This window comes from Pseudomonas psychrophila HA-4, from assembly GCF_000282975.1.
Taxonomy (GTDB): Bacteria; Pseudomonadota; Gammaproteobacteria; order Pseudomonadales; family Pseudomonadaceae; genus Aquipseudomonas; species Aquipseudomonas psychrophila_A.
The window spans coordinates 19,051-39,737 of the sequence record NZ_ALJC01000027.1 but is presented as its reverse complement, the minus strand read 5'-3'; the positions used below and the strand labels follow the sequence as shown (position 1 = coordinate 39,737).

21 protein-coding genes are annotated in these 20,687 nt (G+C 57.3%); 9 read left to right on the top strand and 12 right to left on the bottom strand.

The window, feature by feature from the left end; all coding sequences use genetic code 11:
- Positions 1-75: 75 nt before the first annotated feature.
- Together B347_RS0103625 and cbpA are read right to left on the bottom strand one after the other, a co-directional pair.
- Positions 76-381: a chaperone modulator CbpM gene (locus tag B347_RS0103625; protein ID WP_019408346.1), complete on the bottom strand. Its 306-nt coding sequence runs from the start codon at positions 379-381 to the stop codon at positions 76-78.
- Positions 382-383: 2 nt separating this feature from the next.
- Positions 384-1,295: a curved DNA-binding protein gene (gene cbpA / locus B347_RS0103620; RefSeq protein WP_019408345.1), complete on the bottom strand. Its 912-nt coding sequence runs from the start codon at positions 1,293-1,295 to the stop codon at positions 384-386.
- A 301-nt stretch (positions 1,296-1,596) separates the two neighbouring features.
- On the opposite strand from cbpA, the gene B347_RS0103615 reads away from it, so the two are divergent.
- Positions 1,597-2,862 carry an Hsp70 family protein gene (locus tag B347_RS0103615; protein WP_019408344.1) on the top strand — a complete coding sequence of 422 codons (1,266 nt, stop codon included), beginning with the start codon at positions 1,597-1,599 and terminating at the stop codon, positions 2,860-2,862.
- A 115-nt stretch (positions 2,863-2,977) separates the two neighbouring features.
- Here B347_RS0103615 and B347_RS0103610 read toward each other — a convergent pair whose 3' ends face one another.
- From B347_RS0103610 to B347_RS0103600, 3 genes are all read right to left on the bottom strand, one after another.
- A complete protein-coding gene (locus B347_RS0103610; RefSeq protein WP_019408343.1) occupies positions 2,978-3,988 on the bottom strand; it encodes an AI-2E family transporter in 1,011 nt (336 codons plus the stop codon).
- A gap of 201 nt (positions 3,989-4,189) precedes the next feature.
- Complete coding sequence (locus B347_RS0103605; protein WP_019408342.1) at positions 4,190-4,480, bottom strand: PsiF family protein; 291 nt, start codon at positions 4,478-4,480, stop codon at positions 4,190-4,192.
- 84 nt (positions 4,481-4,564) lie between these two features.
- Positions 4,565-5,350: an AraC family transcriptional regulator gene (locus tag B347_RS0103600; protein WP_019408341.1), complete on the bottom strand. Its 786-nt coding sequence runs from the start codon at positions 5,348-5,350 to the stop codon at positions 4,565-4,567.
- Positions 5,351-5,447: 97 nt separating this feature from the next.
- Here B347_RS0103600 and B347_RS0103595 point away from each other — a divergent pair, with 97 nt between their 5' ends.
- Positions 5,448-6,341, top strand: a complete 894-nt coding sequence (locus tag B347_RS0103595; RefSeq protein WP_019408340.1) for a DMT family transporter — start codon at positions 5,448-5,450, stop codon at positions 6,339-6,341.
- Between the two features lie 86 nt (positions 6,342-6,427).
- Complete coding sequence (locus tag B347_RS0103590; protein WP_019408339.1) at positions 6,428-6,958, top strand: ferritin-like domain-containing protein; 531 nt, start codon at positions 6,428-6,430, stop codon at positions 6,956-6,958.
- Positions 6,959-7,045: 87 nt separating this feature from the next.
- On the opposite strand, the gene B347_RS0103585 is transcribed toward B347_RS0103590, so the two are convergent.
- On the bottom strand, positions 7,046-9,112 hold the full coding sequence (locus B347_RS0103585; RefSeq protein ID WP_019408338.1) for an AsmA family protein: 2,067 nt from the start codon (positions 9,110-9,112) through the stop codon (positions 7,046-7,048).
- Between the two features lie 330 nt (positions 9,113-9,442).
- Between B347_RS0103585 and B347_RS0103580 the strand changes: the two genes are divergently transcribed.
- The 6 genes from B347_RS0103580 to B347_RS0103555 all read left to right on the top strand — a co-directional run bounded on the left by B347_RS0103580 (position 9,443) and on the right by B347_RS0103555 (position 13,796).
- Complete coding sequence (locus tag B347_RS0103580; RefSeq protein WP_019408337.1) at positions 9,443-9,763, top strand: hypothetical protein; 321 nt, start codon at positions 9,443-9,445, stop codon at positions 9,761-9,763.
- A gap of 187 nt (positions 9,764-9,950) precedes the next feature.
- Entirely contained in the window at positions 9,951-10,583 is a 633-nt protein-coding gene (locus tag B347_RS0103575) for a TetR family transcriptional regulator (protein WP_019408336.1), read from the top strand.
- A 161-nt stretch (positions 10,584-10,744) separates the two neighbouring features.
- Positions 10,745-11,245, top strand: a complete 501-nt coding sequence (gene ureE, locus B347_RS0103570; protein ID WP_019408335.1) for an urease accessory protein UreE — start codon at positions 10,745-10,747, stop codon at positions 11,243-11,245.
- A complete protein-coding gene (locus B347_RS0103565; RefSeq protein ID WP_019408334.1) occupies positions 11,242-11,916 on the top strand; it encodes an urease accessory protein UreF in 675 nt (224 codons plus the stop codon). The genes ureE and B347_RS0103565 overlap by 4 nt, the downstream gene beginning before the upstream one ends.
- A gap of 9 nt (positions 11,917-11,925) precedes the next feature.
- Entirely contained in the window at positions 11,926-12,534 is a 609-nt protein-coding gene (gene ureG, locus B347_RS0103560) for an urease accessory protein UreG (RefSeq protein WP_019408333.1), read from the top strand.
- 128 nt (positions 12,535-12,662) lie between these two features.
- On the top strand, positions 12,663-13,796 hold the full coding sequence (locus B347_RS0103555) for an AGE family epimerase/isomerase (protein WP_019408332.1): 1,134 nt from the start codon (positions 12,663-12,665) through the stop codon (positions 13,794-13,796).
- Between the two features lie 27 nt (positions 13,797-13,823).
- Here the strand turns inward: B347_RS0103555 and B347_RS0103550 are convergent, their stop codons facing one another.
- The 6 genes from B347_RS0103550 to B347_RS0103525 all read right to left on the bottom strand — a co-directional run bounded on the left by B347_RS0103550 (position 13,824) and on the right by B347_RS0103525 (position 20,576).
- Complete coding sequence (locus tag B347_RS0103550; RefSeq protein ID WP_019408331.1) at positions 13,824-14,591, bottom strand: SDR family oxidoreductase; 768 nt, start codon at positions 14,589-14,591, stop codon at positions 13,824-13,826.
- 742 nt (positions 14,592-15,333) lie between these two features.
- Positions 15,334-16,050, bottom strand: coding sequence for an ABC transporter ATP-binding protein (locus B347_RS0103545; RefSeq protein WP_019408330.1), 717 nt, complete (start codon positions 16,048-16,050; stop codon positions 15,334-15,336).
- Complete coding sequence (locus tag B347_RS0103540) at positions 16,047-16,922, bottom strand: ABC transporter ATP-binding protein (RefSeq protein WP_026013970.1); 876 nt, start codon at positions 16,920-16,922, stop codon at positions 16,047-16,049. The genes B347_RS0103545 and B347_RS0103540 overlap by 4 nt, the downstream gene beginning before the upstream one ends.
- 11 nt (positions 16,923-16,933) lie before the next feature.
- Positions 16,934-18,217, bottom strand: coding sequence for a high-affinity branched-chain amino acid ABC transporter permease LivM (gene livM, locus B347_RS0103535; RefSeq protein ID WP_019408328.1), 1,284 nt, complete (start codon positions 18,215-18,217; stop codon positions 16,934-16,936).
- 2 nt (positions 18,218-18,219) lie between these two features.
- Entirely contained in the window at positions 18,220-19,134 is a 915-nt protein-coding gene (locus B347_RS0103530; RefSeq protein WP_019408327.1) for an ABC transporter permease subunit, read from the bottom strand.
- 305 nt (positions 19,135-19,439) lie between these two features.
- Positions 19,440-20,576: a branched-chain amino acid ABC transporter substrate-binding protein gene (locus tag B347_RS0103525; RefSeq protein ID WP_019408326.1), complete on the bottom strand. Its 1,137-nt coding sequence runs from the start codon at positions 20,574-20,576 to the stop codon at positions 19,440-19,442.
- Positions 20,577-20,687 lie beyond the last annotated feature (111 nt).

The following is a 20,687-nucleotide window of genomic DNA, read 5'->3' as shown; positions in this document are numbered from 1 at the left end:
CGCGATCTTTTGATCTTTAAAAGGCTCGCTCCTACCGTTGAGTCATGGGCAGCACTTGCCGCATGGCTTGGGCATTTAGTCGGTCAAAAACCGCCCTAATTGCTGCTTGAGCCGACTGTTCTCAGAGCGCAACTGCTGCACTTCCTCGATCAGGTCGAGCGCCAATGCGACGCCTGCCCATTCCATCTCAAGGTCTCGATGCAGCTTGGCTGCACGCCTTGCAATGGTCAGCTCATAGTCGGCAAACCGCCACACGCTTGGGGCGTGGCCCTGAGGCTCGATAATTCCGTGTTCGACAATCTCTATCACGTAAGTGGCCGGGATATTGGCCTCTTCGCAGAACCTTTCCATGTCCAGCTGAACGATCAGGGTGCTACTCATGATCAATTACTCCATTGGGCTCTCGGATCAAATGCCGCTTTTTCGGCGAGTTCTTGCCACAGGGCTTTGGTGGCCTCGTCGGACTGTTTGGGCATGACCACTTTCAATTGGGCATACAAATCACCACGCTGACCTTGCTTGTCCGCCAAGCCATGGCCTTTGATGCGCAAACGCTGGCCACTCTGACTGTCGGGACGAATAGTCAGGTTGAGTTTGCTGGTCAGGGTTGGCACTGCCACCTTGGTTCCCAGCGCCGCTTCCCAGGGCGCCAGCGGTACGGTGATGACCAAGTCGTGGCCTTCAACATCAAAGTTAGGATGCGGCGCAAAACGAATGATCAGGAACAAATCGCCGTTCGCGCCGCCACCCACGCCCGGACCGCCCTGACCTTTTAGGCGAATACGTTCACCGTCTGTCACACCCGCCGGGATTTTTACATTCAATGTCTTGCTGACACCGCCAATCTGGAAGCTGATTGGCTTCGATTCGCCAGACAGGGTTTCTTCAAGAAAAATCGGCAATTCCATTTCTACATCCTGCCCACGACGGCCCGCACTGCGGCCAGATTGCCCACCAAAGCCGCCGCCACGCGATCCGAAAATCGAGCTGAAGAAGTCTGAAAAATCGCCCTGATCCTCGAAACCACCGCTCGAGTGACCCTGCCAGCCCGGCGGTCCTTGGAACGGTTGGCCATGCTGACCGTATTTGCGCATTTCATCGTATTCAGCGCGTTTATCGGCGCTTTTAAGCGCTTCATACGCTTCGTTGACGTCCTTGAACTTCTCTTCGGCGTCTTTTTCTTTGCTCACATCCGGGTGGTATTTGCGCGCGAGCTTGCGATAAGCGGTCTTGATTGCCTTATCGTCAGCCGTGGGCTCAACACCCAGAATCTTGTAATAGTCTTTGAAGTCCATGTAAGGATCACCATCCGTTATCAATATCGCGCAGCTTTGGGCATCCCAGAATGCTCTGGAAACTCAGCCTGAAGATTGACCGATCTCAATCGTGTGACTGAACAGCGCTACAAAAGTTTATCGGCAGCCTACGGGCCTCACTGAATCGCCTCTCAACTACCAAGCCATGTCTGGAAGTTTGGGGATGAAGGATAGTCTTTCAAGAGGATTAAAACCTGCGAATTAAAGATTCGTTGCGCTTCGATTCTTTGAGCGTCTGACATACACTGCGCGGCCGTTTTTTAACCGGAACTCGAAAGACATGAAAAGCGCCTCTCCAGCCCGTGCCTGCGGCATCGACTTTGGCACGTCCAACTCCACCGTCGGCTGGCTCCGTCCGGGCGTGGAAACGCTCATTGCGCTAGAGGACGACAAGATCACCCTGCCCTCGGTGGTGTTCTTCAACATTGAAGAACGCCGCCCGGTATACGGTCGTCTGGCGCTGCATGAGTACCTGGAAGGCTACGAAGGCCGCCTGATGCGCTCGCTCAAGAGCCTGCTGGGTTCCAAACTGATCAAGCACGACACCAGTGTTCTGGGCACAGCGATGCCGTTCAAGGACTTGCTGGGGCTGTTTATCGGCCAACTTAAAAAACGCGCTGAGACCACCGCCGGTCGCGAGTTTGAAGAAGTGGTGTTGGGCCGACCGGTGTTCTTCGTTGATGACGATCCGCTGGCCGACCAAGAAGCCGAAAACACCCTGATCGACGTGGCCCGGGCCATCGGTTTCAAGGAAGTGACATTCCAATACGAGCCGATTGCGGCCGCCTTTGACTATGAGTCGACCATTGAGCGCGAAGAACTGGTACTGATTGTCGACATCGGCGGGGGTACGTCCGACTTCTCGCTGGTGCGCCTGTCACCCGAGCGTCGCGGCCAAGACAACCGCCAGGACGACATTCTGGCCACTGGCGGCGTACACGTCGGCGGAACCGACTTCGACAAACAACTGAGCCTGCAAGGTGTGATGCCTTTGTTCGGTTACGGCAGCCGCATGAAAAGCGGTGCCTACATGCCAACCAGCCACCACATGAACCTGGCGACCTGGCACACCATTAACTCGGTGTACGCGCAAAAAACCCAGATCGCGCTGAACAGCATGCGTTACGACATCGTCGACACGGGCGGCATCGACCGTCTGTTCAAGTTGATCGAACAGCGTGCCGGTCACTGGTTGGCCATGGAAATCGAAGAAACCAAAATCGAACTGACCCACAGCGAAAGCCGCCATGTGCCGCTGGACCGGGTTGAGGCAGGACTGAGCGTTGAGCTGAGCCGGGCGTTGTTTGAAGCGTCTATCGACAACCAACTCGAACGCATCCGCAACAGCGTGACCCAACTGCTGACCAGCGCCGGTGTGGGTGTTGAGCAGGTTGATACGGTGTTCTTCACCGGCGGTTCGAGCGGCATTCCGGCGTTGCGCCAGAGCGTCTCGGCCATGCTGCCCAATGCACGCCATGTAGAAGGCAACATCTTCGGCAGCATCGGCAGCGGCTTGGCGATTGAAGCTAAAAAGCGTTACGGCTGATAAAAGCAGCGGCAAGCTTTTAGCGGCAAGCTACAAGTTAAGAGCAGTGCGCGGTGCTGCTTCTGCTTGTGCTCTAACTTGCCGCTTGTAGCCTGCCGCTTACCGCTGCTTGTCGTCAGACAAGCTCCACCTGCTTGAGCTCGCTTTTCAAATACGCGTAGTAGATCGGCCCAGCCACCACGCCCGGCAGGCCGAAGGCTGCTTCGAACACCAGCATCGCCAACAGCAACTCCCAAGACTTAGCACTGATTTGCCCGCCCACAATCTTGGCGTTGAGAAAGTATTCCAGCTTGTGGATAACAATCAGGTAGCCCAACGCAGCCACCGCCACCCAGATCGACAGCGATAACGCGACGATGGTGATCAGTGTGTTGGAGATCAAGTTGCCAATCACTGGCAACAAGCCCAGCAGGAAGGTCAGCACGATCAGGGTTTTAGTCAGCGGCAGGTGTACGCCAAACAGTGGCAGAATCAGCGCCAGAAACACCCCGGTGAACGCAGTGTTGAGCAACGCGATTTTGATCTGTGCAAACACAATGTTGCGAAACGCCTGTACCAGCAGGTGCAAACGGTCGAACAGGGCGGCCGACAGCGGCTTGCGCCGACTGATGTCCGGGATGCGCTGCAAGGCAATAATTGCCCCCAACACCATGCCAATCAGCAAGGTCACGAACATGTGCGCCGCGTCTTTGCCCACCAGTTGCAGGTCGCTCAGGTGCTTGCTCATCCACTCACTGATAGCGATGCGGAATTCAGCAGCGCTGGCAGGCAAGTAGCCGTCCAAAAATGGCGGCAACTGACCACGTGCGCGGTCGACCACTTCCATGAATTTATTGAGCGAGGCGCCCGGATTTTCGGCTTCATGCAACAAAAAGCTAATAGCACCGGCAAAGATCAACGACAGAATGCTGACCACTAAAGTGCCCAACAACGCCACGGCGAGCCAGCGCGCCCGCCGGCCGGCGATTAAGCGCTGAAGTTGTGGCGTGAGCATATTGACCAGCTCGTAAACCAACAAACCCGCCAACAGGCTGGGTAACAGGCGCAACGGAAAAACCAGTAACAGCCCAACCACCATGATGGTGTAGCTGGCAAACAGAATGTGACGCTGAGAAAACGATGGCATACAGCCTCAAAACAAGCAGCGCAAAGGGATGGGCAGTCTGCCAGCCTTCGACGCAGTTCACTACAAATTGTGACTGATGGAAACCCTGACCCCGTGGAAGCGAGCTTGCTCGCGATTCAGACAACGCGATGTCTCAGTAAAACCGTGGCGATTCAATCGCGAGCAAGCTCGCTCCCACAAGGTCCCGTTCGGGTTTTTGAGTTATTTCTTCTTCAGGCAATCACTCATGAAGGCTTTGCGCGCGTCGCCTTTGAGGGCTTGAGTGGTAGCCGTGGCGTTGCAGCTTTTCATCCGCTCTTGTGGAGTCATGGCCGCAGCAGGGGTCGCTTTGAGGCAGTTGCTCATAAACGCTTTGCGCTCATCACCCTTGAGGGTCTTGGCGCTGGCATCCGCATTACAACTGGTCATTTTGTTTTGTTGGGCGGTGTCGGCAAACGCGTGAGAGCACAGCAGCAAACCCACCATCAGCAGAGGAACGCGCAGCATTTTCATGGAGTTTTCTCCTTATTGCCGCACCGATTGGTGGCGGTCGCTCTTCAGTGTAGACAAACTCCGTTACATCAAGCGCCGTGGTGTTCAAGGGTGCCGCGTTTGCCGACGATACTGCTCTGGGGTGCATCCAGCCTGGCGCTGAAACATCGCAATAAACGCCGATGACGTGCTGTAGCCCAGGTCAAAACCCACATCTTGCACGCTGCGGGTGGACTCCAGCGCTTCAATTGCGGCCAGAAACCGCAGGCGCTGGCGCCACTCACCAAAGCTCATACCCAACTCACGCACAAACAGGCGCGCCAAGGTTCGCTCACTCACATGCACCTGCTCGGCCCATTGCCCCAACGGCCGGTTGTCACCGGGCTGGCCTTGCAGGGCTTCCAGCACCAGCTGTAGCCCTGGATGGCTGGCATAGGGCAAATAGCATTGATGCACCGGTGCCAGACGCAGTTGATCGACCAACACCTGCGCCAAGCGAATGTCGGCCTCACTCTGCGGGATGTGAATGTCGCGGCGAGCAAAGTCGCTGAGGATGCTCTTGAGAATGTCGCTGATGGCCAACGTGACGGGCTCACGCGGCAAATGCTGGCAATGCACGGCATCCAGGTAAACCGAGCGGTAAACAATCGCTTTGGAGTTGTAGGAGCTGTGCTCGGTATTAGGTGGAACCCAGACCGCGTACTGAGGTGGCGACATAAAGCGACGCCCGGCAACCTCAAAACGCATGACCCCGCTGGCCACGTAGTCCAGCGCCCCCCAGGCATGCCGGTGCGACACGGCGTGGCTGTCGGCATCAAATTCGGCATAACGGAAGTAAACCGGCGCGGGCAAACCGTCAAATTCGGGAACACTGATTAGATTTTTGCGCATGCTGTCTGGATTCACGACGAGGTTGGCTGGATCGAAGTATAGGCCTGCAAACAGACAGACGGATAATCACCGCTCATTCACCGTGTGGTCGTTTCTGATGCAATACGCTTTCCCTCTGCTGGCCATTTTTATCTGGGCCGGCAACACCGTCATCAACAAACTGGCGGTCGGCGTCATCTACCCGACCGAGATCAGTTTTTACCGCTGGCTGCTGGCGGGCCTTTTGTTTACCCCGTTTGTGCTTAAACCGGTGATCGCCAACTGGTCGGTGATCCGCCCTAACGTGGGCAAGATTTTCATCCTCGGCCTGCTCGGCATGGTGATTTACCAGAGCTTGGCGTACTTCGCCGCCGCCCTCACGTCGGCCACTAACATGGGCATCATCCTGTCATTGATGCCCCTGATGGTGCTGACCCTGTCAATCATCAGCCTGGGGCAACGCCTGACCGTCGGGGCGCTGGTCGGGGCCGTGCTGTCGTTTGCCGGGGTGCTGGTGGTGGTATCGAACGGCAGTTTGGAGGCACTGCTCGCCCACGGTTTAAACCTGGGTGACGCAATGATGCTGATCGCCACCCTGGCCTATGCGATTTACAGCACGCTGTTGAAGAAGTGGCAGTTGCGCCTACCGCCGTTGCAGATGCTGTACCTGCAAGTGCTGGTGGCGATTGTGCTGCTGTTTCCGCTGTACGTGGTGTCGCCCAAAGTCGGCCCCAACCTGCACAACATTGGCTTGGTGCTGTACGCGTGCGTGCTGGCGTCCATGCTCGCACCGCTGGCTTGGATGAAGGCCGTCGCCGTGCTTGGCCCTAGCCGCACGTCGCTGTTTTTCAACCTGCTGCCATTGATGACTGCGCTCATTGCGGCAGTGGTGCTCAACGAACAACTGCACGCCTACCACGTGATTGGCGGCGCGCTGACGTTGGGTGGGGTGATCTTGTCTGAGCGCTGGACGACACCGCTGGGTAAATCCAGGCCGGTTGAAATTAGATAAAACTTTCTCGGCGTGCAGAACTCACAACTAACGAACTGACTTCGCCAACAGAGCGTGGCAGCCACCTGATGAGTGAGGAGAATGAAATGACCCAGATACAGCTGACCGATAAAAACACCCTGCGTGATCGCGCTCGCAAGAACGTCGAAGACGGTGCCGTGACCCAAGGCTACAGCGCTGACCGCGAAGAAATTTTGCGTCTGCTCAACGAATCATTAGCCACTGAACTGGTGTGCGTGCTGCGCTACAAGCGTCACTACTTCATGGCCAATGGGCTCAAGGCCAGCGTCGCCGCCGACGAGTTTCTGGAGCACGCCAACCAAGAAATGGAACACGCCGACAAACTGGCAGAACGCATTGTGCAACTGGGGGGCGAGCCGGAGTTCAACCCCGACCTGCTGTCCAAAAATGCTCATGCGCAGTACGTGGCGGGCAAAAACCTGAAAGAAATGGTCTACGAAGACTTGGTTGCAGAGCGTATTGCTGTCGACAGCTACCGCGAAATCATCCAGTACATCGGTGACAAAGACCCGACCACACGTCGCATCTTCGAAGAGATCTTGGCTCAAGAGGAAGAACACGCCGACGACATGGCGGATATTCTGCAAGACCTCTAACCCCTGTAGGAGCGAGCTTGTCTCGCGATCTTTTGAGGGTTAAAAGATCGCGAGCAAGCTCGCTCCTTCGGGTTGTAACGGTTGGTTTTATTTCACGGTTTTAGGCACTTTGCCTTGCTGCATTTGTTGCAGCAGCGGCGCGCATTGGTTGGGCTCACCTCCGCTCGGAGCAATCAATGCCAGTAGACCTGCCGCCGGGCCAGCAATCACACCCAGCGCAACCATCCCCGCGCCGCGCAACAACAACGGCACCGCCTGGACGCCCGCATCGGGGTGCGCAAACGAGCCACGCACGTACAGCGGCGAACGCAGCGAGAATAAACGCAGGCCTTTGGACTCGGGAGTGACCTTGAGGTCCAGCTTCTCTGTGGCGAAGTTAGCCGTGCCGTCGATGTAGATGATGGCGTTCTCGGTGTCGAACACAAACAACCGGGTGCTGGCCAAGCCGTCTTTAATCCCGAAATCTGCCGCCGCGCAGTTGATCTTCACGTCTTCGTCGCCAAAGATTTTGCCCACCACGTAATTGCCCACGTTCAATCCGGCAATTTCCATCAGGCTGCGACTGATTGCGCCGTCATTGATGATCATCTTCAAATCGCCATTGGCCGTGCCCAGCAGCTTGGCCACCGAGTTGCCGGTACCGGCAATCGTGGCATCGCCATTGAGTTCACCGAAGCTGGTTTTCATCGGTTCAAAAGTGGGAAACAGCTGTTTGAGTTTGAAGTTGCGCGCCGTCAGCTTGGCCCGGCCCTTCAGCGGCGTGTCGCGGCCATTGAGGTTGATTTGCGCATCCAGCTTGCCGCCTGCCACGCCAAAGCGCAGCGGTTCAAGGTTCAATTCGCCGTCCTTGAGCACCACGTGGGTGTAAAGGTCGGTGAATGGCAATTCCGCGCTCTGCACAATGCGCTTGCCGGTGAATTCGACATCGGCGTCCATGTCGCGCCAGCGTTCGGTGCGAAACTCTTCTACGGGCAATACTTTATTTGCAGGTTGTTTGCTCTCGCCACCCCGAGCCTTTTGCTTGGCGTTGGAGTCAGCGCCAATCAGCGGCGCCAAGTCGACCATCAGCAATTGGTTGGACACCAGCGTGACGGTCAATTTTGGCCGTGGTTTGCTCGCCACATACCCCAAGCTGCCGTGAATATCACTGCTGCCGATTTTGCCGTTGAAGTTGTCGTAGGTGAAGGTTGCGCCACTGGCATCCCGCAGTTTGGCGGTTAGGTGGCCATCGGTGGAGTAAGGCGGCGAATCAGGCAGGGTCACGCCGGTCAGCGGGTACAGGTTACCCAGGCTGCTGCCGGCCAATTTCAGTCGCAGATCCAACGCGCCAAGGTTCAACGGGTCGGTTAAGGTCCCGGCCAGCGCCACTTTGGTGTCGGCAATGTCCACCTGAGCTTGCAACGGGAACGGCTGGGTCGCGTCCTGCAACGCCAGCAAGCCACCGATTTTTCCGGAACCATTGAGTTTCTGGCCGTGGTACTCACCTTTGACCTTCAAAGCAAATGCATAGTCTTGAGGGACAGAACCTTTCTCTTGAGCCTTTTTCGCCTCGCTTTCGCCGACGATTTCGCTAAACGGGATGGGCTTGCCCAGCGAGTCAATCAGCACATCAAGCCGGGTTTTAAGGATTTGGTCATTCAGCGTCACGTGGCCCTTGTCGAACCCAATCGCGCCAATATCGACCGTCCAGTTAGACGGCTCGGCGTTCGGGTCTTTGGCGTCGAAGGTAAAGGTCCAGTTCGCCCGACCATCGGCCAAACGCTCAAGTTTGGCGCTGGGCTCGGTGAGATTAATCCTCGGGATGGCCACGGTCTGGCTCAGTAACGCCAGCGGCGACAGGCGCAATTCAACTTGTTTTAGGCTGGCCATTTGCGGCGTTTTCAACCACTCGGGGTTGCCCAGGGTCAGGTCTTGCGCAACGACGTGTGGCCACGGCACCCAGGCACGCCAGCCGCCTTGATCCTCTTCACGCTGCCAGCGCACGGCCAAATCACCGTTGATGGCAAACGGGCGATGGAGAAGCTCCGACACTTTGGTGTTGATGGTGGGCTTGAGGCGGTTCCAGTCGAAGGTAGACAGGATCACCACCAGCACGACCACCAGCAGAACAAAAATGCCGCCAATCCAGGCAAGGGTTTTACGGGTGCGCGTCATGCTGCGGCTCCTTAAATAACGACTAAACGTCCTGATGGCTATGTGGGTACGACTGGCTAAGACGGCTCAAGGTTTAACTCGAAGGCTGTTTTCGTAGAAAAAAGTCACGATTGCCAACACATCCCCTGCTCTTTTATAGGCCACGCCAGGCTGCAAACGCGCCAAGCGCGTGCACTCCAACCCCTTGCAGACCCCTAGGCTAGAGCCTTTGACGAGGGATAATCAATTTTGTCGATTATCACCATTGGCCGTATGAACTTTGATATCGATTTTCCAAGCGTAGCATTACCAACATTCCTACTTAGTTGCACTGCTACGGAGCACAACACCATGAAACGCCCTGTCCTGTTTGGTCTTTCCCTTTCCCTGATCGCGTTTAACGCCTTCGCCATGCCTGCTGACGATGAGCCAACCCCGATGGCACAACCGGCTACAAGTACCTTGAGCCAGCCGCTTGACTCGGTCGCCGAAGATGGCGCGCAACGTACGCTAAATCAGCAAAACCGCGTAGCGGAAGATGGCGCACAGCGCACCCTCGATCAGCAAAGCCGTGTCGCGGAAGATGGCTACGATCGCACCCAGCGCAATCCCAACATGGTCGCTGAAGGTGGCGCGGATCGTCTGGCCGAGCGCAATCAACGTGCAAGCTAAGCGCGCTTGTGTGGGAGCGGGCTTGCCCGCGATAGCATCACCCCAGATGCCCGGATAGACCGCGGCGCCTGTATCGCGGGCAAGCCCGCTCCCACGGGGTTTGTGTTTGTGAGCAACACACCGTTCGACGTTATCAAAGCCGATTTGCTAGAGTGCCCGGCTGTACTTGTCTGGAACACCAGCCCCAATGCTGCCTCGCGCCGAACAGAAGCAACAAACCCGCCTTGCGCTGATGGATGCTGCCCGCCACTTGATGGAATCGGGTCGCGGCTTCGGCAGCCTGAGCCTGCGTGAAGTGGCTAAAACTGCTGGCATCGTGCCCACCGGGTTTTATCGCCACTTCAGCGACATGGACCAATTGGGCCTGGCGCTGGTCAGTGAAGTCGGCCAGACCTTTCGCGAAACCATTCGTCTGGTGCGTCACAACGAGCTGTTTATGGGCGGTGTGATCAACGCCTCGGTGCGTATCTTTCTCGATGTGGTCGAAGCCAACCGCTCACAGTTTTTATTTCTGGCCCGCGAGCAGTACGGCGGCTCACAGCTGGTTCGCCAAGCCATTGGCGCACTGCGTGAAGACATCACCTCAGACTTGGCGACCGACCTTGGCTCCAAACCCAAATTGCAACACTTGAACCACGCTGGCCTCACCGTAATCGCTGATCTGGTGGTTAAAAGCGTGTTCGCCGCCTTGCCAGACGTCATCGATCCGCCTGCCGAGGCGCTGCCCGAGTACCTACAGCCGCAAGCCAAAATCAGCCAGCAACTGCGCTTTATCTTTATTGGGCTCAAGCACTGGCAAGGCTTAGGCAGCACTGAATAACTGCGCGCGCACTTGTTTGGTGCGCAGCGGTCGTTACCCCGCCCTTATTTAGAACATCTTCATCTTTGTGCACCGTGTTTGGGCCTAGCATTTGCGGCTTGCCCAAGGTTGGCAAGCCCCTTGCTGTGCCTCACGTATTGTTCATTGCAGGAAGCCTTCTAATGTTGGTGATTCATCGCAGAGTCGAAACCCACCCCGTGTGGAGCGCCGAGCTACACCTCAACTATGAAGCCCGCAGCAAAAGTCGCCTGCGTTGCTTCAGCAGTGACGGTGAGGACGTGGGCCTGTTCCTTGAGCGCGGTCAGCCGCCCCTGCACGATGGCGAGTTTCTTCAAGCCCAGGACGGACGCATCGTGCGTGTGTGTGCCAGCCCCGAACAGTTGCTGCACGTAACCTGCCTCAATGCCTTTGAACTAACCCGCGCCGCCTATCACTTGGGCAACCGCCACGTAGCCCTGCAGGTCGGTGATGGCTGGCTGCGTTTGCTCGACGATTACGTGCTCAAGGCCATGCTGGAGCAGTTGGGCGCGAGCGCCGAAGCCATTGAAGCGCCGTTCCAACCTGAACACGGCGCCTATGGCGGCGGGCATCATCACTCACGCGCAGGTGAAGAAGACTTCAACTACGCACCGCGCCTGCATCAGTTTGGTGTGCGTTTGTGAATCCGGCATGGGCGCTGCTGCGCCTAGCCAGCCCGCAGTTGCCGATTGGCGGCTACAGCTATTCCCAAGGGCTGGAAATGGCCGTCGACAATGGCCGCGTGACTGACCCGGCGACGGCTGCGCGCTGGATCCGCGATCAGTTGCTGCTCAATCTGGCGCGTTTTGAAGCGCCGTTGTTGCTCGCCCATTGCCAAGCCGCCGCCGACCAGGATTGGAGCGCCTTGCAGCGCCTCTGTGACGAACACCGCGCCAGCCGCGAAACCCGCGAACTGCATCAGGAAAGCCGACAAATGGGCTACTCCTTGCAGCAGTTGCTCACCGGCTTACCCGAACTGGATGCCCCTGCCCGCCTGTTTCTCAGCCAACAAAACGAGGCGCATCTGGCGCTCGGTTGGGCATTGGCTGCCCGCGCTTGGGGGATCAGCCCACAGGATGCGCTCGCCGCTTGGCTGTGGAGCTGGCTGGAAAACCAATTGGCGGTGTTGATGAAAACCTTGCCGCTGGGCCAGCAAGCCGCGCAACGCATGACCAGCGAACTGTCGCCCGCCTTGCAGCAGGCACAACAACACGCCAGCACTCTCGACATATCCCACATGGGCAGCGCCGCTTTCGGACTGTCTTTGGCAAGCATGGCCCACGAGCGCCAGTACAGCCGCCTGTTTCGTTCCTAGGAGAATGTAATGAACACACACCCTTTGCGTGTCGGCATCGGTGGCCCGGTGGGCTCCGGCAAAACCGCACTGACGTTGGCCCTGTGCCTAGCGCTGCGCGACAAATACAACCTGGCCGTGGTGACCAACGACATTTACACCCGCGAAGACGCCGACTTTCTGGTGCGCAACGAAGCGCTGGCGCCGGAGCGCATCATCGGCGTTGAAACCGGCGGCTGCCCGCACACGGCAATCCGCGAAGACGCGTCGATCAACCTTGAGGCCGTCGACCAATTGAACCGACGCTTTCCAGGGCTGGACCTGATTCTGGTCGAATCGGGTGGGGATAACTTGTCGGCCACCTTCAGCCCGGAACTGTCTGACCTAACGATCTACGTGATCGACGTGTCGGCGGGCGATAAATTACCGCGCAAGGGCGGGCCTGGGATCTGCAAATCCGACTTGCTGGTGATCAACAAAATCGACCTTGCGCCGCTGGTCGGTGCCTCGCTGGAGCTCATGGACAGCGATACCCAACGCATGCGCGGTGGCAAACCGTTTGTGTTCAGCAACCAGAAGACCGGGCACGGCCTGGACACCATCGTGGCGTTTATCGAGAAACAGGGGCTGTTGGTTTAAAACCGAACCTGTAGCCGCTGCCGCAGGCGAAGCAGGGTCGCTGCGCAACCCATCGCAGCCTGCGGCAGCGGCTACAAGTTTTGCGTGTATCATGTCGCGCAAACGCCCAGCCGTGACGACGCCCACCGATGCCTGATGCAGCCACCTCCACCTTTTCGCCTGAACTGACCGCAACCTTTGCGGCCGTGCAGCAGCATTTCCGTCAGGTCATCGTGCCGCTCTGGCAAGGCCCCGGCTGGAATGCCGAACTGGCGCTGCCTTACGAGGCACTCAGCCCGACGCATCAACCGTTGCCGCCCCAGCGCTATCGCGCCATGGCCTGCGCCCGTCAGTTGTATGTGTTTGCCAGCCTGATCGACGACCCTGCTTTCCCTGATGCCGCCGAGCGCGCTGCGGCGCTATTCCGCTCGTTGCAGAGCCGTTTCCACGACGCCGAACATGGCGGCTGGTTCTACAGCATCGACCCGCACGGCGCGCCGCTGGATCAACGCAAAGACCTCTATACCCACGCTTTCATCATCTTCGCCTGCGCCCATTACTGGGCCAAAGTGCGCGAGCCGTTGGTGGCCTCGGTGCTCAATGCCGCCCTCAAAGTGGTGGCCGAGCAGTTCAGTGATGGCAACGGCCTGTATGAAGCCAGCCTCGACCAAGACTGGTCGTCACTGGGCAGCGGCCCGCTGCAAAACCCACTGATGCACTTGGCTGAAGCCTTTTTGGCCACGTTGTCGGTGCGCGACGATGCCCCGACGCAAGCTGCCTTGCTGGCGCTGGCCGAAGGCATGCAGCAGCGCTTCGTTGAGCCTGTGCATAACGTAATGCTCGAGAAACCACGCGAGGCTGTGGATAACTGGTTTGAGCCGGGCCATCAGTTTGAGTGGTTGTTCTTGCTGGAATCCTCACCCCTGCTGCGCAAGACCGCCTTGTATGGCTCGTTGGACCGCGCGTTCGGCTTTGCCGAGCAGGTCGGGGTTGACCCGCAGACTGGCGCGGTATGCGGCATGCTCGCCCCGGATGGCACCTTGCGTGACGGCACCCAGCGCATCTGGGCTCAGGCCGAGTACCTGCGCGCCCTGACCTTGCGCCCCGACTGCCTTGAGCGCGTACAACGCCAATTGCTGGCGTTGCAACAGCGCTTTTTGCACGCCGGCGGTTGGTACGAATGCCGGGATGCGGCGGGTAACGTCAGCCGCGAAGACATGCCCTCAACCACGCCCTATCACCTGGCCACCTGCTACAGCGGCTTGGCGCACTACCTAAGCTGACGCTAACCCTTGTAGAAAGACGCTACGTTATTCTTTGGCGTTGCGTTCGATGGCGAAGCCGCTCCACGACTGGCTGACAGGCATCAGCTCAAGGCGGTTGATGTTGATGTGCGCCGGGGTGTTGAGCACCCAGAAAATCGTCTCGGCAATGTCTTGCGGCTGGATCGGCTCTGCGCCCTGATAGGTCGCGTCGTAGCGGGCTTTGTCGCCGCCGAAGCGCACCATGGAGAACTCGCTTTCACACAAGCCCGGTTCAATGTTGCTGACCCGCACGCCAGTGCCCTGCAAATCACAGCGCAGGTTGAGCGAGAACTGCTTCACGAACGCCTTGGTGCCGCCATACACGTGGCTGCCAGGGTAGGGATAGCTACCCGCGATGGAACCCAAGTTAACGATCCCGGCACCGCGCCCGTAGGCAATCAGTCGTGGCAACAGCAGGCGGGTGGTGAACAGCAGGCCTTTGATGTTGGTGTCGACCATGGTTTCCCAATCGTCGAGGTCACACTTGGGCGCCGGGTCTGTGCCCAACGCAAGCCCTGCGTTGTTGATAAGTCCACGCAACGTGCTGAACGAAGGCGGCAAGTTGGCAATCGCTTGCTCCATCGCTGCGCGATCACGCACGTCTACAACCAGGCCATGCACTTCGGTGTGCTGGGATAACTCTTCGCACAGTGCGTTTAAACGATCCTCACGACGGCCGGTGAGAACCAGTTTCCAACCTGCTTGCGCGAACTTGCGCGCACACGCCTCACCAAATCCGGATGTCGCGCCGGTAATAAACAGCGTGGAAGTCATCGTATTCTCCTTGGCTGGCGGGCTTTGACCGCCGTTAAAATAAGACCCTCAGCAGAATGCCCGGCCTTCGCGCCAGCATCAAGACCAGCAAACTGTACAAAAAACAACCAAACCCATCTAAGCCTTGCTCTGTATGGGCTGGCGCTGTTTACACTCACCTTATCCACAGGCCCGCCCACAGTCTTTGGGGGCAACTCGAGAATGCCAAAAGCCTTTATGCACAAGGCTTACAGCGCAACTTGAAGGGTTTTTTTACTTGACCGGGACGCCCCGGGCATGCAGGCGCCCCAAAAGGGTGCGGATGGCTAAATCCGACAGATAGCCAGAAGCCAGCCACTACGCCGCCTTGCGCGTTCTTTCCAGAGTTTAATCACAGACTTATCCACAGGTTAGTCATGCCCATTTATCGTTGTTAAAAAACCAATAAATCTGTTGACAAGTTACACGACAAGCCAAGCAAAAACAGCTGATCAAAAATCAACCACTCGCCTGAAAGGCTTGTAAACAAAGGGCTACAGCCAACTACTCCCACGTTACCCACAGCCACCTCCACAGCAAACGGGGACAAGTCAAAACGATGACAAAACAGTGATTTGCAGCGTCTTTATGTCGCGCTTTCGTAGGGTTGCAATATTGTTTTCCACAATTTGCGGCAGCGCTGTAGGAGCGAGCTTGCCTCGCGATCTTTTAAAACATCAAAAGATCGCGAGACACGCTCGCTCCTACTGGGAAGCGGGGTTGCTTAATGCCCGCCCAAGTAGGCGTTGCGCACCTCTTCATTGCTCAACAGTTCCTTGCCGGTGCCGGTCAGGCGGATTTCGCCGTTGACCATCACGTAGGCTCGGTCCGATAGACGCAGCGCGTGGTTAGCGTTTTGCTCGACCAGGAAGATGGTCATGCCGGTCTTCGCCAACTCGCGCAGGGTGGCAAAGATCTGTTTCACCACAATCGGCGCCAGCCCCAAGCTGGGTTCGTCCAACAGCAGCAATTTAGGGCGACTCATAAGTGCACGGGCAATGGCGAGCATTTGCTGCTCACCACCCGACATGGTCATGGCGCGCTGGGTACGGCGTTCCTTGAGCCTAGGGAACAGCTCGAACATGCGCTGCATGTCTTCGCTGGCGTGCTTGTCACCAATGGGAATGGTGCCCATCAGCAGATTTTCTTCGACGGTCATGTCGGGGAACACACGCCGCCCTTCTGGCGATTGGGCGATGCCGTTGGAGGCGATGTAGTGCGAGGACTTCTGGGTGATGTCCACGCCCTGATAAATGATTTGCCCACCACTGGCCCGAGGTTGGCCGAAAATCGACATCAGCAACGTCGACTTGCCCGCACCGTTAGAGCCAATGAGGCTCACGGTTTCGCCTTCCTCAATGTGCATCGAGACTTTTTTCAGGGCCTGAATCGGCCCGTAGTGCACATCCAGCTCCTTGAGTTCGAGGATCGTGCTCGTCATATCAGCTCCTCTTCGTCTGCGCCAAGGTAGGCGGCGATCACTTTCGGGTCGTTACGAATCGCTTCTGGCCCGCCCTCGGCGATCACGTTGCCGTGGTCGAGCACCACGATGTGATCGGAAATACTCATGACCATGCCCATATCGTGCTCAATCAGCACCACGGTCAGGTCGTGCTCGTCCCGCAGCAAGCGAATCATCGCGCTCAGGGCTTCGGTTTCCTGAGGGTTAAGGCCGGCTGCGGGCTCATCCAGGCAAATGATCTGCGGGCGCGTGCACATGGCCCGGGCGATCTCCAAGCGCCGTTGCTGGCCGTATGACAACTCACCGGCCAAACGGTTGGCACAGTCCACCAGATCAACAACCTCCAGCCAGTAAAAGGCGTGGTCCAGCGCATCGCTTTCGGCCTTGCGATAACCCTTGGTATTAAGGATGCCCGCGACCATGTTGCGGTTGACCCACATGTGTTGCGCCACGAGCAGGTTTTCCAGTACCGACATTTCCTTGAACAGGCGAATGTTCTGGAAGGTGCGGGCCAGACCTGCGCGGTTGACCAAGTGGGTACCACCGAACATTTTGTAGTACAGGCGGCTGACGAAGGCTGTGGGCGACACGAAGTCAGTGAGCTTGAATGGTTCGCCCAGCAGTTTGATCACATTGGTATGAGCGCCACGGGCGGTGATTTCAATCTTGCCGCCGGTGGCTTTGTAAAAACCGGTCAGGCAGTTGAACACCGTGGTTTTGCCCGCGCCGTTAGGGCCGATGAGGGCAAAGATGGAGTTACGTTTGACCTTGAGGCTGACATCACTCAGGGCTTTGATGCCACCGAAGTGCATCATCAGTTTATCGACCGAGAGCACCACGTCTTTGTCCATGGAGGGATTGTTCATGGCGCGACTCCCTTGCGTGGTGTCACCCCGACACGGCTAATACGGATAAGACCTCGCGGTCGCCAGATCATCATCAGCACCATCAAAACGCCGAACAGCAACACCCGGTATTCGGCAAAGCTGCGCAGCAGTTCCGGGGCCACGGTCAGCACGAACGCGGCAATCACCACGCCCACTGTCGACCCCATACCGCCGAGCACCACAATCGCGAGGATCAGCGCTGACTCGAAAAAGGTGAACGAGGACGGGTTGACGAAGCCTTGGTAGCTGGCGAAAAACACACCGGCCAAGCCCGCGGTCGAAGCACCTAGGGTAAACGCCGAGAGCTTGACCAGTACGTGGTTAAGGCCCATGGCACGGCAGGCGATTTCGTCTTCGCGCAGGGCTTCCCAGGCGCGACCAATCGGCATGCGGGTCAGGCGGTGCTTGATGTAGAGCACCAACAACACCACCAAAAACAGCACGATGTAGATGAACAGGAATTTGATATTGGGGTTGTAGTCCAGACCGAAAAACTGATGGAACGGCACCCCGCCTTCTTTGGCGACGCGACCAAACTCTATCCCGAAGAAGGTCGGTGACGGCACCGGCATGCCGTTTGGCCCACCCGTGAACGACAGCCAGTTGTTGAGCACCAGACGAATAATTTCACCAAAGCCCAAGGTCACGATGGCCAGATAATCACCATGCATTCGTAATACCGGGAACCCCAGAATGCACCCCGCCAATGCCGCGGCAATGGCCGCCAGCGGCAGCACCGACCAGAACCCAAGCCCCAAATACTGGTAGCCCAACGCCAGCCCGTAAGCACCGATGGCGTAGAACGCGACGTAACCCAGGTCAAGCAGCCCAGCCAGGCCGACCACGATGTTTAGCCCAAGGCCGAGCAACACGTAAATCAGGCCGAGAATGACCACCGTCAGGATGTATTTGTTAGCGAAGAACGGGAACACGATGGCAATCACAATGAGTGCCGGAATGATCCAGCGCAGTCGCGATTTGTAGTCCGGGGGCAACACGTGTACGCCGGAGCCGCTGGACTCAAAGCCCTGAAGGATTCTCAGGCCCTTGGACGTTTGCAAAAACAGGCTCAGGGCAAAACGCCCCACCATCACAATCCCGACCAGCCAGCCAACACGGGCCGGTTGCAGGTTAAAGCTGTAGCCGTCGAGCACGACCCCCACGATAGGCCCGAACACAATCAGTGAAATCAACCCGGCCAGAATCGAATCGACCAGGCTCTTTTTAATATCAATCGGTTTATTAATGGCTGCAGACATACTTACACCTTCGCCACGAGAGGACGACCCAGCAGGCCTTGGGGACGGAAAATCAGAATCACCACCAGCAGTGAGAAGCTGAACACGTCCTTGTAGTCAGAGTTAACCAAGCCTGCAAAAAGCGACTCGGATATGCCCAAGATGAGCCCGCCGAGCATGGCGCCGGGCAGTGATCCAATTCCGCCGAGTACCGCAGCGGTGAACGCTTTGATGCCGATGATAAAACCGGCGTAGAAGTCGAAGGTGCCGTAGTTCATGGTTATCAGCACACCAGCCAGCGCGGCCATGGCGGCACCGATCACAAACACGTAGGAAATGACCCGGTCGGTGTTGATCCCCAGAATCGAGGCCATCTTGCGGTCTTGTTGGGTGGCCCGGCACATGCGGCCCAGCTTGGTGTACTTGATGATGTAGGTCAGCAGGCCCATGCCCACAAAGGCGGCGATCAGAATGAAGACTTTGGTGTAGGTGAGTTGCACAAAGCCGGTGCCGATATCGACACGCCAGGAACCGCTCAGTAGGGTCGGAACGCCTTGCTGGCGCGAGCCTTGGGCGATTTGTACGTAGTTTTGCAGAATCAGTGAAATACCGATGGCGCTGATCAGCGGCGCCAGCCGTGTGGAGTTACGCAGAGGTTTGTAGGCCACACGCTCGATCACCCAGCCATACACGCCAGTGACCACCACGGTGAAGATTAAAGTGCCCAACATCAGCAACGGGAAGGATTCGATACCGAAGTACGCCAGCAGAGCCAGACTGATTGCCGCGAGGTAAGCGGAAATCATGTACACCTCGCCGTGTGCGAAGTTGATCATGCCGATGATGCCGTAGACCATTGTGTAGCCGATGGCAATCAGGCCGTAAACAGACCCAAGGGTCAGACCGTTCAGCAGTTGCTGCAGGAAAATACCGTCCATAACGCAATCTCACGCATTTGAGCCCTTGCGCAAACACGCGCCCGCCACACTAATGCCCGCCAGTTAACGCGTATCCCCTGTGGGAGCGGGCTTGCCCGCGAAGGTATCGACGCGGTTCAACAGATAAACCGCATCGCCTGCATCGCTGGCAAGCCAGGCTCCCACAGGTTTCTCGTTGCATCTATTAACTGACTGGCATTCGCCTGGGTGGTGCGGTTTACGCAGCTCCTGGAAAAGAAGGCAGGTTGTGCAGATTCATTCCCGCCTAAACGGACGCAATGCGCCGTTCAGGCGAGCAGTTCATCTCACTTCTGTTTTTCCAGCTGGTGATATTTGCCGTCTTTGTCCCACTGATACACCACGTAGTCAGAGACTTTGAGGTCGCCTTTGGCGTCCCACTCTTTCTTGCCCATCACGGTTTCAATCGGGTTGGCCTTCAACCACTTGGCAGCGTCTTCGCCTTTATTAGACTTGGCGCCATTGAACGCATCGGCCAGGGCTTGAAGCGAAGCGTAGGCGTACAGGGTGTAGCCTTCGGGTTCTTTGCCGGCTTTACGGAACTCTTCAACCACCACTTTACTGTCTGGCAGTAAACGTGGGTCTGCACCGAAGGTCATGTACACGCCATCAACGTATTGCTTACCGCCCGCAGTGGACACCAACTCGTCGGTGACAACACCGTCATCGGACATGAACTTGACGTCTTTAAGGCCCGCCTCACGCAGTTGACGCACCAGCGGACCGGCTTCTGGGTGCAGACCGCCGAAATACACGACATCAGCACCCGTGGCGCGGATTTTGGTGACCAACGCGCTGAAGTCTTTCTCACCCCGCGTCAGGCCTTCTTCGAGGACCGGTTTTACGCCCCGCTTGGTCAGTTGCGCAGCGGTGGCGTCAGCCAGCCCCTTGCCGTAGGTGTCCTTGTCGTTAATAACGGCGACTTTCTTGCCTTTGAGCACGTCGACGATGTAGTCGCCTGCCACGATGCCTTGCTGGTCATCGCGCCCACACATGCGGAAGACGGCATCCATTCCGCGTTCAGTCACCTGCGGGTTGGTCGAGCCCGGCGTAATCATGATCACACCCGCATCGGCGTACACCTCAGACGCGGGAATGGTGTTCGAGGAACAGAAATGCCCTATCACGCCGATGACTTTGTCCTGATCGACCAGTCGGTTGGCCACGGCGACGGCTTGCTTAGGCTCACAGGCATCGTCACCTGCGACCAGTACAATTTTCTCGCCGTTAATGCCGCCCGCTTTGTTAATAACATCTGCCGCTGCCTTGGCCCCTGTCATGTACTGCTCACCAAATGCCGCATTGGCGCCGGTCATCGGGCCCGCCACACCGATTTTCACATCCGCTTGAACAAACGAAGAAACGCCCAACGCAGTAGCCACTGCGAGGGCCAGAAAGCCTTTCTTGTAGAACGTCTGCGACATGAGGTGGTGCTCCTGAGTTTTTAGTTGGCACTGCGACTTCACATAAAGTGCTGAGCAAGGCGCGTGCCATTGGTTTTTTATTCTTGGAAAAGCCGTTGTTTTATTGTTTTG